15 protein-coding genes are annotated in these 15,342 nt (G+C 47.2%); 12 read left to right on the top strand and 3 right to left on the bottom strand.

The annotated features are described in order from the left end of the window. Positions 1–52: 52 nt before the first annotated feature. On the bottom strand, positions 53–1,411 hold the full coding sequence (locus H7T88_RS27250) for a dipeptidase (RefSeq protein WP_221791499.1): 1,359 nt from the start codon (positions 1,409–1,411) through the stop codon (positions 53–55). A 172-nt stretch (positions 1,412–1,583) separates the two neighbouring features. Here H7T88_RS27250 and H7T88_RS27245 point away from each other — a divergent pair, with 172 nt between their 5' ends. After that, the gene (locus tag H7T88_RS27245) at positions 1,584–3,209 is read left to right on the top strand and encodes a WG repeat-containing protein (protein WP_221791497.1); all 1,626 of its coding nucleotides are present in this window, start codon (positions 1,584–1,586) and stop codon (positions 3,207–3,209) included. 210 nt (positions 3,210–3,419) lie between these two features. Here H7T88_RS27245 and H7T88_RS27240 read toward each other — a convergent pair whose 3' ends face one another. Next, complete coding sequence (locus H7T88_RS27240) at positions 3,420–4,295, bottom strand: DUF72 domain-containing protein (RefSeq protein WP_221791495.1); 876 nt, start codon at positions 4,293–4,295, stop codon at positions 3,420–3,422. A 250-nt stretch (positions 4,296–4,545) separates the two neighbouring features. On the opposite strand from H7T88_RS27240, the gene H7T88_RS27235 reads away from it, so the two are divergent. The 5 genes from H7T88_RS27235 (at position 4,546) to H7T88_RS27215 (ending at position 8,599) form a co-directional block, all read left to right on the top strand. Continuing rightward, positions 4,546–5,289 (top strand): class I SAM-dependent methyltransferase, encoded by a 744-nt coding sequence (locus tag H7T88_RS27235; RefSeq protein WP_221791492.1) that lies wholly within the window; start codon positions 4,546–4,548, stop codon positions 5,287–5,289. Between the two features lie 24 nt (positions 5,290–5,313). After that, positions 5,314–6,312, top strand: a complete 999-nt coding sequence (locus H7T88_RS27230) for an MBL fold metallo-hydrolase (RefSeq protein ID WP_221791491.1) — start codon at positions 5,314–5,316, stop codon at positions 6,310–6,312. 220 nt (positions 6,313–6,532) lie between these two features. Further along, a complete protein-coding gene (locus tag H7T88_RS27225; RefSeq protein WP_221791489.1) occupies positions 6,533–6,865 on the top strand; it encodes a hypothetical protein in 333 nt (110 codons plus the stop codon). A gap of 47 nt (positions 6,866–6,912) precedes the next feature. After that, a complete protein-coding gene (locus H7T88_RS27220; RefSeq protein WP_221791487.1) occupies positions 6,913–7,908 on the top strand; it encodes an FAD:protein FMN transferase in 996 nt (331 codons plus the stop codon). A 37-nt stretch (positions 7,909–7,945) separates the two neighbouring features. Next, the gene (locus tag H7T88_RS27215; protein ID WP_221791485.1) at positions 7,946–8,599 is read left to right on the top strand and encodes a ferric reductase-like transmembrane domain-containing protein; all 654 of its coding nucleotides are present in this window, start codon (positions 7,946–7,948) and stop codon (positions 8,597–8,599) included. A gap of 91 nt (positions 8,600–8,690) precedes the next feature. On the opposite strand, the gene H7T88_RS27210 is transcribed toward H7T88_RS27215, so the two are convergent. Beyond that, positions 8,691–9,257, bottom strand: a complete 567-nt coding sequence (locus H7T88_RS27210) for a phosphatidylglycerophosphatase A family protein (protein ID WP_090919184.1) — start codon at positions 9,255–9,257, stop codon at positions 8,691–8,693. A 227-nt stretch (positions 9,258–9,484) separates the two neighbouring features. Here H7T88_RS27210 and H7T88_RS27205 point away from each other — a divergent pair, with 227 nt between their 5' ends. The 6 genes from H7T88_RS27205 to H7T88_RS27180 all read left to right on the top strand — a co-directional run bounded on the left by H7T88_RS27205 (position 9,485) and on the right by H7T88_RS27180 (position 15,340). After that, positions 9,485–10,540: a GerMN domain-containing protein gene (locus tag H7T88_RS27205; RefSeq protein ID WP_090919181.1), complete on the top strand. Its 1,056-nt coding sequence runs from the start codon at positions 9,485–9,487 to the stop codon at positions 10,538–10,540. Positions 10,541–10,658: 118 nt separating this feature from the next. Continuing rightward, positions 10,659–11,414, top strand: a complete 756-nt coding sequence (rph, locus tag H7T88_RS27200; protein WP_090919178.1) for a ribonuclease PH — start codon at positions 10,659–10,661, stop codon at positions 11,412–11,414. A 1-nt stretch (position 11,415) separates the two neighbouring features. After that, positions 11,416–12,039, top strand: a complete 624-nt coding sequence (locus H7T88_RS27195) for an XTP/dITP diphosphatase (RefSeq protein WP_154985506.1) — start codon at positions 11,416–11,418, stop codon at positions 12,037–12,039. A 393-nt stretch (positions 12,040–12,432) separates the two neighbouring features. Then, positions 12,433–13,275: an STM4015 family protein gene (locus H7T88_RS27190; protein ID WP_221791483.1), complete on the top strand. Its 843-nt coding sequence runs from the start codon at positions 12,433–12,435 to the stop codon at positions 13,273–13,275. Beyond that, a complete protein-coding gene (locus H7T88_RS27185; RefSeq protein ID WP_221791482.1) occupies positions 13,276–14,562 on the top strand; it encodes an STM4014 family protein in 1,287 nt (428 codons plus the stop codon). After that, positions 14,555–15,340: an STM4013/SEN3800 family hydrolase gene (locus H7T88_RS27180; protein WP_154890980.1), complete on the top strand. Its 786-nt coding sequence runs from the start codon at positions 14,555–14,557 to the stop codon at positions 15,338–15,340. Before H7T88_RS27185 ends, H7T88_RS27180 begins: the two co-directional genes overlap by 8 nt. Positions 15,341–15,342: the final 2 nt, after the last annotated feature.

Genomic DNA, 15,342 nt, shown 5'->3' with positions numbered 1-15,342 from the left:
CGATTCGCCACCGGAACGTCTCCACAAGCGCGTCCCATATTCGTTTTAACCTTTAAGCCAAGCTTTTAATAAACTCCACGACCGTCAGCAACCCTTTATCAAAGTTCTCCAGGTTAAAGTGCTCGTTTGGTGCATGCAGATTTTCGTCTGGCAGACCAAAGCCCATCATCACGGCAGGCACGCCAAGCACGCGGGAAAGCTTCTCAACGATTGGAATGGAGCCGCCATCTTTGGTGAAGAGAGCACGCACGCCATATACTTTTTCGTAAGCGTCTGCGGCTTTTTGCAGGATCGGATCAGTCGGATCGGTATTGAAAGCAAAAGCCTTCTCGATCTGTTTGATCTGCAATGTCGCCCCTGGTTGTACATGAGCACGCAGGTGAGCTTCAATTGAATCAAGCACATGTTGCGGATCTTGGTCAGCGACAAGACGGCAAGTGATTTTAGCGTGAGCTTCTTTTGGAATAACGGTTTTACTGCCTTCGCCCTGGAAACCACCCCATACGCCGTTCAATTCGAGGGTTGGGCGCGCCCCGACACGTTCCACAAAGGAATACCCTTCTTCGCCATACAATTGCTCCAGTCCGAGATCTTGACGAAGCTGTTCTTCATTGAAGCCTTGCTTCACGAATTCTTCTCTCATCTCAGGAGACAACGGTAGAACGCCGTCATAGAATCCATCCACGCTCACGCGGCCTTGCTCATCGTGCAAAGATGCCAGCAGGGAGACGAGGGCATGAAGCGCATTCGGTACACCGCCACCGAAGGAACCGGAGTGCAGGTCGGTATTGGCGGTGAACAGATCCACATGCATCGAGCACAGGCCGCGCAGGCCCGTGGAGATGGCAGGTTTTCCTTTTTCCAAAAGAGATGTATCCGAGATTAACACCATGTCTGCTCTCAGTTTGTCCGTATTATCGTTGAGATAGATTGGCAGGTTCGGGCTGGAGATTTCCTCTTCGCCTTCGATGCAGAATTTGATGTTGATCGGCAACTCTTTATTTTCGGCAATCAGTGCTTCAACGGCTTTGATATGTATAAAAATTTGTCCTTTATCATCCGTTGCACCCCGAGCATACAGCTTCCCGCCACGAATCGTGGGTTCGAAAGGTGGTGTCTCCCACAGATTTAGCGGATCAACAGGTTGTACATCATAGTGTCCATAGATCAGGGCTGTTGGTTTGCCCGGTGCGTGCAGGTGGTCTGCATAAACAATGGGATGACCAGCTGTTTGGATAATCTCGACATTTTCCATACCCGCACGTGTAAGTGCATCCGCTGCCCATTGTGCCGCACGTTGAATGTCTTCTTTATGCTCAGAAATGGCGGAAATACTCGGAATGGATAACCACTCGTTCAGTTCTGCCAGATGTTTGTCCCGGTTTTGCTCAAAATATGCTTGTTCGTTCATTGAAAAAGGCCTCCTTCAAATCTGCTTTCAATCTATTGTAATCCATTTTGCCATGTTAATAAAACATTGGTTAAAAAAATGCTTCCTAATGCTGGATTCCCATATTGATAGTTCTTTTTACTTATGTATTAATGAAAGAGTAAGAACATTACTTTTATATGGAGGAATAGTGTTGAAGAAAAGACCAGCATATCCAAAATTCACTACAATTCTGGGCATTTCATTCTTGGTACTCATTGCGTCAGTACTTATGATACCGAGGGTTGCGCTAGCAGCAAACGAGCCAGTTTATCATGAGTGGGACAAGGCGCAGGAACATGTGGGATTGAGCCATCTGTGGTTCACTGACCGAGCAGATAATGGACTCATCCCGGTTCGTCAAAACTGGAAGTGGGGATTCATCAATTATCAGGGCAAATTTGTTATTAAGCCACAGTTTCAATTAGCAAGAGATGCGTTCAACCAGGGTGTAGCAGTCGTAAATAGAAATCAGTTGATAAATAATAAAGGTAAAGTGATATTTCAGGACAAAAGCATTGAATATATTGGTTGGTTTGATTATGGGCTCGCCATCGCTAAAAAAAATGGGAAGATTGGTTACCTGAATACGAAAGGCAAATTTGTTATTTCTCCTACATATGAAGAAGGAACAAGCTTTTACAATCAAGTCGCAATGGTCAAAAAGAATGGTAAGTGGGCATTAATCAATACCAAAGGGAAATTACTAACGACATTTAACATCGAAGAAATGGATTATAGAATAGATTATCGTAAATCCGGGGTATTTCCTGTAAAGATCGATGGGTTGTGGGGAAGTATGAATTATAAGGGGCAGCTCGTGGTACCTGCAGAGTTCAAAAACAAACTTGAATTTACAGGTAATACGTTAGATTGGGGGCTCCGTCGCGATAACCATAGCGCTATTGTTAGGCAAGATGGCTTAATTGTTTCGTTCAATGAATATTATTCCAAGTTAGGCGAGCCACAGAGTGGACTTTGGAAAATAAAGCAAAATGGCGAAGGCATTGTGGATGTATCCGGGCGTATGATTGTAGAACCTCAAAGTGAACAAAAGGTTATTCTTTCAGGAGATGGAAGTTACGCGGTAAGAGATATGAAAGATGAAAGTTCCGGGTGGACTTTTTATAAAAAGGATCAAACCCTACTATTTGAGTCCAGTTATACAGATATGCAGGCTTTTTCAGAGGATCTGGCGGCTGTGAAAGTTAATCAAAAATGGGGATATGTTTCGAATAATGGAGACATTAAAATACCCGCTCAGTACGAAGAGGCCAATCTGTTTCAAGCGGGAAGTGCTGTCATTCGTAAGAATGGTAAGTATGGATTGATCGGAACTCGTGGTGAGTCCATACTAGCTGCGAAATACGATGAAATGATTCCACTTATTGAGCGAACGAATTACATGAATAACCAGATTGAGAAATTGACAACAAAGAATCCACTATACCGAGTAAAGTTAAATAAAAGCTATGGGATTGTGGATAGTCGAGGGAACATCGTGATGGATGTGAAATACGAGATTATGGATCTTGATCGTACCGACTATTATCACGACATTGATCCGATCGCAACAGTTCAATATGCATTAAAAGCCAAGGATGGTTCAATCTCGGCGTCAATCAATATTAAAACGGGTAAACGGATATTCCCAGCCTATTCCATGGTAAACTACCTTGGTGACGGAATGTACAGCGGGGTGCCGGTAGGGAAGAAGAGTCATTATGTTATTTTCAATGCAAAAGGAAAAGAAGTATTCCGCTCAGGTTTTGAAGGTTAGATCTTTTCGTTACATCAGTGTTTGGGATAATGAGCCTTTGTATAGTTAACAGGTCATTGGCGTTCATACGATTCGTTGTATGGGAGCCAGGATAAGGTGCCTCAACAGAGGCACCTTTTTAGGTTGTTTATTTTAAATATTTGAGTTCTGATATGAACACTAACTGATTTAACTATAGGTGAGTCCCAACGTACTGTCTTTCTTTTCTGTTTAAAACAACTCCAGTTGCTCAGGGCCTTCTTCCTTTTCTGGCTCCGTGCGGTCGGGGAATGGTTTGATAGGCTGACCTAGCAGTTCCATCATCATCTGGGCGTTGGTTGCTGCATCTCCGGCAGAGTTATTGTTAAAAATAACAAACACATCCTCACTCTGCTCCTGCAGCTGTTCCAGATAAACTTTCCATTCCGACAACTCCTGTTCGTTGTAGCGATACAGATAACGTGTCTCACGCCAGTTTGGAGCGCCGTTTTGTTGCCAGCCGGATACGTTGCGTCCATGCATGCGAACGAGTGTCATCCGGGAATCCGTTGCGACGGGCACAATGGGAATAGAGCCTGGCCCTGCCTGTGGTTCGTCACAGACGCTATGAATCCATCCCTGTTCTTTTAGAAAATGAAGCGTGCGCTCACGCATGTTGTCTGCATACCAGCTTTGGTGACGAAACTCGATCACACATGGAATACCCTCCATACGGAGCTTCACTTCCCGTAGTTCATTGACGTTGTCCCGGTTGCATTCAAACCAAGGCGGATATTGAAACAAGGCAGCCTGCATCTTGCCTGCTTCGATCACAGGTTCAAGCGATTCACGAAAAGCATTGTACATCTCGGACGTGCTGGCAAAATACGGCTTGCCCCGTAGATGTCCCGTCATTCCCTGATAGGCTTTCACGATAAATGAAAATGATTCAGGAGTCTCCGAAGCCCAGCGGGCCATCCGGTCGCGAGGTTGCACGGCGTAGAAGGAACTGTCTACCTCCACCGTGGAGAAATATTGTCCGTACAGACGAAGCTTGTCCTTCGCTTGGGTACGGTTTGGATAGAGGTCTTCCTGATCGCCCCATCCCGTAAGTCCGATACGAATCATAAGAACACCTCCTGTTGTATGTATTTAACCGATTCGTAGGAGCATGATATGTCTAACATTATATCTTGCGTTGTAGAGGCGTTCAATGAGGGTGGCAGACGATCATTTTGAGTTTGGGTTCTAAAGCGTTACAATAATTTGAAATGATTCAAAACAGACACCAGTTTTAGCTTAGCATGGGGTGTTCTAGCCAGCAAAATCTGCTCAATGCGGATAAGGATAACTTATGATACGGAGGGCGAAGATTGACATGACGGCATGGTACGAAAAGAGTTTTGGCGAAGATTATCTGCTCGTATACAAACACCGGGATGTGCATGGTGCTTATGAGGAAGTACATAAGATGATTAACTGGTTGAAGCTTCGCCCTCGTGCAGAAGTGCTCGATCTCTGCTGCGGGATGGGCAGGCATTCTCTTGCGCTTGCGGACGCTGGCTTCCAGGTGACGGGAGTAGACTTATCCGATGTGCTTCTGCGTGAAGCCAGAGAACTGGATGCCGATCATCGGGTTAGATGGTGTCATGCCGACATGCGCAAAATCCCTCTTGGCGGTGGATTCGATGCTGTAGTTAACCTGTTCACTTCGTTTGGATACTTCCCCCAGGATATTGAACAATTGAAGGTTCTGCGTGCCATTCATCGAATGTTGAAACCGGAAGGCAGTTTCATTCTTGATTTTATCAATACAGCCTACGTGCAAAAACATCTGGTGCAACACTCTGTTCGTGAAGATGAAGGGCAACGGATTGAGGAATATCGGAGGATACGAGACGGGTTTGTACAAAAGGAAATACATATCACGGACATCTCTGCCGGGACTGAACCGCGAATCTATAAGGAAAGTGTCAAGCTTTACTCGCGTGAGCAACTGAGTGGAATGCTGGAGGATGCAGATCTTCAGGTTGATCAGGTTCACGGGGGATACGATGAAGAGAAGTATGACGAGCAGACTTCGCCGCGCATGATCTTTGTAGGACATCGTCCTACTGACTAATTGACTCGAGAGAGGGGAAAGACCATGAAACGTACTAGAACCGAATCGTTACCTATGCCAGAGGGAATGCACCGTATTCAAATCACGATGTCTTTTCCACTTCGATGGGTAAACAGTTATATTATAACCGAACCGGATGGCAAGGTGAGCATTATCGATCCAGGACCGCGTACAGCGGAGACGGAGCAGGAGTGGCATGAAGCGTTGGCCGGACTCGGCTTGACCTTTCAACATATTCATCAGATTGTACTGACCCATCATCATCCGGATCATTTGGGATTGTCCGGCTGGATGCAGCAGATGTCGGGTGCACCCGTGTTAATGTCAGCACGCTCCCGCCAGGAAACAGATTTTATGTGGGGAACTGGGGCCAGTATTGAAGAGAGACTGCCAGAATATTACCTGCTTCATGGCATGCCGCAGCATAAGACGGTTGAAATTAAGGAACATATGAAAACATTTATCTCACAAATTACACCACTCCCGGAGGTAACCATCGTTGCAGATGGTGAAACCGTGCATATGGGTGGAAAAGCATGGGTCGCTGTGGAAACGGGCGGACATGCCCCGGGTCATCTCTCATTCTATGCTCCTGAATCAAGAGAGATTTTGTGCGGAGATGCCGTTTTACCCCAAATTTCGCCCAATATCAGTTTGCAACCGGGCAGTGATGCAGAACCGCTGCAATCATACATGGACGGCTTGCGGCGTCTGAGTACTTTTACAGTGGAACGTGCATATCCGGGTCATCGAAATCCGTTTACCCGTTTTACGGAACGCACCACCGAATTGCTTGCTCACCATGAAGAGCGTCTGGGCAAACTGACGGAACGTATGCAGGAAGGCCCTGCTCATGCATATGATATCTGCTTGCATTTGTTTGGTGATCGGCTTGGAATACATCAATTACGTTTTGCCATGAGCGAAACACTGGCGCATCTGCAGGAATTAACTCGGCGTGGTTTGGCGGGACAGGTACAACAGGCTGATGGAATCATTTATTTTCAACATTTAACTAGCTAGTAGTCATAGGTTGCATATAAACACATTTTGGCACAGATGTTAATAGCTTTTTTTCAATAGTGATCTCATCCCTATCCCTAAGCAGGATTTACCTGTTTGGGGCTTTTTTTGTGAGAAAAACAAAAAGCTTTAGGCGCGGTTAACCGTTTATTCAGCTTCTTTTAAGCCAGGGAGCCTATCATACAACTATGAACTTCGCTATGGAAAGCAGGGATAAGCGATGACAAGACGTAAACGGAACCAATGGCGGAAATGGCAAGCTTCGGCTGCGGCTACATTAACTGTGGCTGCACTCTTTCAATATGTAAGAACCTCGGATGCATTTGACGTAGCTTATGCGGCGGCGAATGGGACAGACACTGGAATAACAGCTTCCACACGGGTGGATTCACGTGACGATGTGATGGATGAATGGTCTCCAGACGGTACGGATCAGTACAATTGGGGTACAGACGGATACTCGGTTGGGTCAAATCAAAATCAGGCCAATTCGCTGCGCTCGGGCTCTGAAAGCAATCATGGCAATTACCAGTCACGCACAGGTGCATCATGAGCCGCACAGAGCAGGCTGTACGTCCCCTCCGATTTTATTTTCACGCGATGAACACGAAGGTAGAAGTGCAGTTTCTGGCAGATAGAGAACAGGCGGAACACGCCGCCTCTCTCGTCAAAAACTGGTTCGAAACACAGGAGCAGCGTTTTAGCCGTTTCGTGGCTGACAGTGAATTAACTCGTCTGAATGAGAGTCATGGATGGATCTCCGTCTCGGCTGCGATGGATGAGGTGCTCAGCTTAGCATATGGATATATCGGACAAACGGAAGGCATCTTCCAACCCGGCATCATGAAAGCTCTTCGTTCATCGGGATACGATGCAAGCTTTGAAAAGATACATCAGCGGGCATCCCAGCGGCCTTTGCTGGAGCGTCTATTACCTATATTAAAATCGGAAGCCACTGGCATGAAGGGAGATCCATATGACTACAGTCGTCCAAGCTGGATACAGCGGGAAGGGAGCCGGATGGTGCATCTCGACCCAGGAACGGAGCTGGATCTTGGCGGTATTGTAAAAGGCTGGGCTGTAGAACGTATCGCGGACTGGCTGCAGAAGAGAATGAACATTCCTGCGGGAATGATTAATGCAGGTGGTGACATTCAGGTATGGGGTACAACAGACCATCCTCATTGGACGCTGGAGGTAACCAGTCCGTTTCCACAGATGCAAGATGTGTCGGGGGCGGTACGCCTACAACGAGGGGCTGTCGCCACATCAGGGATTACACGTAGACAGTGGCAAGATGACAAGGGTTATACAGCACATCATCTTATCGATCCCCGGACGATGAAACCGGCAGACACAGACATTTTACAATGTACCGTCGTTGGTCAGCATGCTTCGCAGTGCGAAATTATAGCCAAGACTGTATCAATCTTAGGGAGCGCAGAGGCAGTGAACTGGCTTAATCGACATTATGACCGACACGATGTTCTTTGGATCACTCGAGAGGCAAACGTTTATTTTAGAGGAAATTCATCAACACTTGCTGAGCGCTGGCCTGGATTCGACCCGGATCATCGTTTTAGCTTGATCGAATAGGAGCGGGACAAGTCTGATAGATTTGGGGGAACCGGTTATGGCACAGTGGATTGTAGATTACCTGCCAACGTGGAATATCATTCGTATAAGTGGGATAGCTGCATATGTACTGCTTTTTGCTGGTGTATTTCTAGGCATTGCTCAAGGGATGCCTATCGCCAAGGGGAGACCCAAAGCTGTCATGTTTGAGTGGCATACACGAACAACTTGGCTTGCTTTTGGACTTGGCATCACACATGCACTCACATTGGTTATTGATCACTACAGCCCGTTTACCTGGAGAGAACTGTTGATTCCTTTTACAGCGTCGGTACACCCGATTGGCACGGGGCTGGGCACGTTAGCTTTCTACGGTCTGTTGATCGTGTTATTGTCCAGTGATCTACGCAACAAGCTGGGGCGCAAATGGTGGTTTATGTTCCACATGTTATCCTATCCGGTATTTGCCGGGTTATTGATTCATGGCATGGTAACGGGAAGTGATTCGGGTCACGTGATCATGCGTCTGATGTATGTATTTACCGGAATCAGCATTGTTGGTATCACGGTATTGCGTGGTCTGATGCGAGAGCGAAAAGGACCGGAGATCACGATTGGACCCAAACGGACTGAATCAGAATCGATGAAAGATAGAAAATGGGCAGAAACCTACGGATTGGCTGTGCCTTTGGGACAAGAGCAACTCAAATAGGTGTTGCAACATGAATTAGCCATATGAAATAGAGAAGCGGCCTGCACTGGCCGCTTTTTTGACTCGTTTTTCTTCGACTACCCATCTAAAACTAAATCTTGTCGTCGCTGACTGGCTTTTCTCCGAGTGCCTCTTCCATCTCGGATTGTTTGCGGTGAGCAATCCGGCTACTCGCGGCTGAAGCGATGGCCCCGACAATATCGTCGAAGAACGTATGCACAGGTCCCAGGCTTTTGTCATTGAGACGTTCCAATACCCCAGGTTTCAGCTTGTCCACATAACCGTAATTGGTAAATCCGATACTGCCATATACATTCACAATCGAGAAGGCGAGAATTTCATCTACGCCATACAGTCCTTCATCGTTCTCAATCATCTCTTGCAAAGGAGAGATCAGTTGTCCTTGTTCTGCCAGCAGATCAAGCTGGATACCCGTCAGGACAGCGTTCTGAACCTCACGTTTTTTCAAAACCATCTCCACGTTCTCAATGCATTCTTCCATCGTCAGTCCAGGATAGTACTTTTTCTGAAGCAACATGACCAGTTCTGCGATCTCAGGGATCGTGACGCCCCGTTTGTGTAACCATTCCCTTGTTGCTTCAGCGACTTTGCGGCTATTCAGACTGTAAGGGATTTTTTCCTGCTCCGGATGTTCCATGGGCGAATCCTCCTCTGGTGTAAAAAAAGTTCGTTCAACTTATATATCGATGATTGCATACATCTACCTTACATACGTTATTAACCGTATCGCGTTGCTTTTATGTTGGTATCACATGAAGATTGCCAGATTGAGCAGGAGCTTGTGCAAAAAGTAGTTATTTTTTGAACGAAGGCCCGTATACATGGTAGTACAAACTGTAAAAATGATGAGGGGGAACGTGAATCATGAGAAAAATCCCATCTTTACGTAAGGCATCGGCAGCGGCTTTGCTTGGCATTCCTGTCGTATTATCTGGTTGTGGAATGTTCGGTGCCCAATCTTCAGAAGCGATTGATCCGCCGCCACGTATTCAGGAAGCCGCTATGATTCAGGCCGCTGAAGGTAATGGAAAGCTCGCAACGCTTCCGCTCACGACGGTGTATTTACAAGACCAGCAAGGGATGCTCGCTCCAGTCTCGTTAACCCTTCCATCCGGAACCGATGTAAGTAGCCCGAAGACAGCTCTGGATACTTTGGTTACAGGCGGAGCATATGCTGGAATGTTACCTGAAGGCTTCAAGGGTGTATTGCCACAGGGAACGGTAGTGCAGAATGTAACCATTCACTCGGATGACAAGCTGGCTGTTGTCGAGTTCTCGGGTAACTTTGCCAAATATGATGCCAAAGATGAGCGTAAAATGCTGGAAGCCGTGACGTGGACGCTGACAGGAACGCCTGAGGTAAACCATGTACAGATTTGGGTGGATGGCAAAAAGCTGAGTCAAATGCCTGTCAATAGTACACCTCTTCCAGAGCCGTTGAATCGCGCGGTAGGCATTAATCTGGATTTAGGTGAATCCTTCACAACGAACAGCAGTCCTGTGACGGTTTATTTTTCAGCCGCTTCTCCTGCTGGTGTGCAATATTATGTTCCAGTTACACGGCTAGTGGCCCCTAGTGGAGACCGCGTTCAGGCCGCTTTAAACGAGTTGATCAAGGGACCAGCCAAGGATGGAGAACTGGAAGAAGTGATGACAGGTGGAACGGAATTACAGTCCGTTAAGACGTCTGAGGATGGCACGGTAACGGTTGCGCTGAAGGATGATATGTTTACAGAAGGGGATATGGTACCTAGTGAGTTGTTACAGTCCGTTGTCCTGACAACCGCGGAGAATACAGCCAGCAAAGACGCCAAAGTGCAGATTGAATGGAACGGGCAGAAAACGGTCAAAGGTGATGATAACCGGGATTACAGTGCGCCGGTGTCCAAGCCAGAATACATTAACGAAATTCCGATTTAACAGATAAGAGAGCCCCGAGGGTGCTTTTAACTGAACTCTTTGGTAAAATATAAAGGATGGCTGTAAGAGAGAAGAAGTTCAACATTACAGGATGCTTAAGTCGTAGGAGGCAGAAAATATGAGATCTAACGGACGAACTAGCGAACAGCTACGCCCGATGAATTTAACAATTAACACGAATAAATACGCCGAGGGCTCTGTATTGATTGAAGTCGGTGATACAAAGGTAATCTGTACGGCAACGGTGGAGGAACGTGTTCCGCCTTTTATGAAAGGACAGGGCAAAGGCTGGGTTACAGCGGAATACTCTATGCTTCCGCGTGCTACTCATACTCGAAACCAGCGTGAAGCGAATCGCGGCAAGCTGACAGGACGCACGATGGAGATTCAACGCCTGATCGGCCGTGCTCTTCGTTCGGTAGTGAACTTGCAGGCACTTGGGGAGCGCACCATTACGCTGGATTGTGATGTCATTCAGGCAGATGGAGGCACACGCACAACATCCATTACCGGTTCATTTGTGGCGCTGGCGCTCGCTGTGAACAAAATTGCGCAGCAACATAAACTGCAGGTGTTCCCGATCACGGATTTCCTTGCTTCCGTGAGCGTAGGTGTTGTCGGAGAACAGCCGGTACTGGATCTGAATTATGATGAGGATTCCAAAGCCAAAGTGGACATGAATCTGGTGATGACGGGCAGCGGGAAATACGTGGAGCTTCAGGGAACAGGTGAGGAAGCACCCTTTGACCGCCGTGAATTGAACGCGATGCTGGAACTTGGCGAACAAGGAATTTTGGAAATGATCGAGCGGCAAAAAGAAGCTCTTGGACCGATTGCGCTGAAGATTGGTTCACGTGGATTGGGTGAGGCTTAAGATGAGTCTGGACAGCCCGGTTATCATTGTTGCCACCCGCAATGCAGGAAAAGTGCGTGAATTCGCGCATGCTTTTGCTCCGCTGGGCAAAGAGGTCAAAAGCATGTTTGATTATCCGGAGCTGCCGGATGTCGTGGAAGATGGTGTTACCTTTGCCGAGAATGCGTGGAAAAAAGCAAAAGCCGTTGGTGATGCGCTCGGGCTTCCTGTTCTGGCAGACGATTCAGGACTTTGTGTAGATTTGCTGAACGGAGAACCGGGTGTTTATTCCGCAAGATATGCTGGTGAAGGTGCGACTGACGCCCAGAACAATGCCAAGCTACTGGATGCTCTTGCTGCGTTAAAATCAGGTGAGGATTCCCAGCAACCGTTGTTAAGTCCTGCTCAATTTGTGTGTGCACTGGTGCTTTACGATCCAGCAAGTGGAGACAAGTATGAAGCTGAGGGTTCGGCTGATGGCTGGATTACAGCTGATGCTGCAGGCGAGGGTGGCTTCGGATATGATCCCCTCTTCTATGTGCCGGAGTATGAGAAAACGATGGCAGAACTTACGTTGGAACAAAAACAAGCGATCAGTCATCGGGGTCATGCACTGCGAGCACTGATTTCTCGCTTGCAAGCATAAAAGAAGAGGTAGGCTACATGCTTCGCTAGTGTGCTGAATCGATTGACTTTCTTGATTGTATGAAGCAAGTGGAGCATTGAATTCATCAAGGCGTTAATGGAAACAACTTTCATTCCTATGGGATCGGATAAGGTTGTTACTCTGTTAACGTCTTTTTGATATGCGTTGTTAAGCTAATCAAGTGTGGTCCTTCCATGTACCTAGATATCATGACTGATTAAGGATTTTAGATATGGGGAACATGTGTTCTTTTTCCTATACCGAACAGGAGGTGGTTTGCACGATTGGGAATGGCATTGGGACTGGGGTTGGAAGAAGTTGCAAGTCATGCCGGGTATGGGTTAACATTCAGATTAGTGAAAGATGATACACCTTATACGGGAGGGATTTGGCATGCAAGAAGTGAAGCTGGTTGTAAATTACGATGACTATGAAGAAGGTATTCGAATGGAGACACTTCTTCAAGATTTGGCAGCAAAACCGGAAGCGGCTACGCTGGAAAGTCTGATCATTGGAGATTGGGGACAAGCTTATGAAAATTCTCCGCAGGAATTCAAAGATACGTTAATTCAGCTTGCACCAAGTTTTCCGGCTCTAAAACAATTGTTTATCGGAGATATGGAGTCCGAAGAGTGCGAAGTTTCCTGGATTGTTCAGACGAATCTTGCGCCAATTCTGCAAGCTTTTCCGAATTTGACCTCGTTTGTGATCAAAGGCAGTAGCGGACTTGAACTTGAGCCTCTTCAGCACAGCAAGCTGGAAGAGTTAGTGATTATCTGTGGTGGTCTTCCGAAAAAAGTGTTACATTCCATTGCCTCCGCTGAACTTCCCGAATTGCGCAAGCTCGAACTGTATTTGGGTGTGGAAGACTATGGATTTGACGGTTCATTAGAGGACGTACTGCCATTGCTTGAAAAAGGACGTTTCCCTAAACTGGAGTACCTTGGTTTGAAGGACAGCGAAATACAGGATGAGATTGCCAAGGCTACTGCAGATGCATCGATCTTGGAACAGATTCAGATACTTGATTTCTCCGAAGGCACATTATCCGATGAAGGTGCAGAGGCACTGCTTGCCAGCGAACAAATCAAACAATTAAAACATTTGAAGCTAAGCTATCACTTCATGACGGACGAAATGATGGAGCGCTTTAAGCAATCAGGCATGTCGGTAGATGTCAGTGACCAACAGGAAAGTGATGAGGATGACTGGCGTTTCCCGATGCTGACAGAATAAATGATGTGGCATGAAAAAGATCTGTTATTAATTAGCAATCCAGATAATCGACGAACGGCAGGGATACAAGAAGCCAGAAGACAAATGGGGATGAAACCTGCGACGGTGTTGTCTTATGAGAATCTGCTCCGTACCTGGAGACAGGGAGGCGGTCTTGCCGAACTTGTGCAATTCATCTCACCTAGCCCGCTGATTCGACTGGATGCTCCCGGGGAAGATTGGGAGGTAGAACGCGGGCTGTTACATCTCGGGGCAACCGACTACGAAGGCTTTGACGGTACAGTATTGAGCACTCCATCGCCGAGTTTTGAGGGCTGGAAGTTTAGCTCGCCAAATGAAGCGATATCTTCGGTGAAATGGTCACCAGGTGAATCTTTCTCTGCCGAAGCAGCGCTCACATTAGAGCAACAATGGGGCAGAATTTACGCGCCTGCCCAATGGTTCAGAGGCTGGAAGGTTTGTCTTGACCGAATCGCCCAAGAAGCGCGTGAAGTATGGCCTGGTGTGCAATTCTGGAATGATCCTGATGAGATTGGCATGATGTTTGATAAAAGAGAATGCCAGCTTCACCTCATGCGTCAAGGAATTTCGGTGCCACCGATATTACCTTCTTCCGAGCCAATTCAGTGCTGGGAACAGTTGCGAGCAGCGATGGATGCATCACGGATGCATCGCGTTTTTATTAAGCTAGCCTGTGGCTCGGCTGCTTCTGGAGTAGTTGCATATCAAGTGAATCCGCGAACAGGTGTAGAGATTGCTGTGACAACCGTAGGTATGGAGACCAGCCAGGGTCAAACGCTCTTTTACAATGAAGGTAAACTGCAAAAGTATACACATCCTGAAGAAATTCGTACGCTGCTGGACTGGCTTTGTGCTGAAGGAGCTCAGATAGAACGGTGGATGCCCAAAGCTATGCTGGATCAACGTGTTTATGACATTCGCCAACTTGTGATGGCAGGACAGGCCGGTCATGCAGTCATGCGTCTTAGCCGTACACCAATCACCAATCTTCATTTACGGAATGAGCGCATGCTACCGGCGGAAGCTGGTCTGCCCGACCCACATATGTCGATGATCCAGAGAGTAGCTCGTGATACGATGCTGGCTTTTCCCAATTCATGGTCGGCAGGCATTGATGTGATGCTTACCAGTGGCATGGAACCACGAGCGTACGTGCTGGACGTGAACCCGTTCGGAGACTTGTTATACCGAGTCAGACATCAAGAGTTGACCCCGTATGAATGGGAGATGAAGCTTTTGCGAAAGGAGCCTGTTAGACATGCCTGATATGAACACCATTGTAGGCTCCCATGATATATTGATGATTACACTGGATACGCTACGATATGATGTTGCCAAGCTGGAAGAACAGCATTGCCCCAATCTGTGTGGCTCCGGTTCGTGGGAGAAACGGCATACCCCGGGGAGCTTTACGTATGCTGCTCACCATGCTTTTTTTGGCGGTTTTATGCCCACACCTGCCAATACAGACAAAGCATCGCATGTAAGGTTGTTCCATTCTCGAAATACGGGACTTCAAACTCATCCTCATACTTGGTTGTTTGATACGCCGGATATCGTGTCCGGCTTTGCCGCTGAAGGGTATCGAACGATCTGTATCGGTGGCGTCATATTTTTTACGAAAAAGAATCCTCTCGCCAAAGTGTTGCCTGGTTATTTTCAGCAAAGTTATTGGCGCATGAATTTTGGGGTTACCAATCCAAGGTCAACAGAGAATCAAGTCAACCATGCCTTAAAGTTACTCGATCAGACTGGGCCAGACGAGAAGCTTTTTCTTTTCATGAACGTTTCTGCCATTCACGGCCCCAACCGATACTTCGTTGAGGGAGCCCGGGAGGACTCGGTAGATACGCAGCGAGCCGCATTGCGATATGTGGACAAGGCGTTAGGACCTTTGTTTGAAGCGATGAGAGCGCGCGAACGGCCAACGTTCTGCCTTGCTTTTTCTGACCATGGTACCGCCTATGGTGAAGATGGATATCACGGACACCGACTGGCGCATGATGTAGTTTGGACGGTGCCGTACCGTGAATTTATTTTATAAGG

This window comes from Paenibacillus cucumis (ex Kampfer et al. 2016) (assembly GCF_019748695.1).
Lineage (GTDB): Bacteria > Bacillota > Bacilli > Paenibacillales > Paenibacillaceae > Paenibacillus > Paenibacillus polysaccharolyticus.
This window is presented reverse-complemented; position numbering and strand designations above follow the sequence as displayed.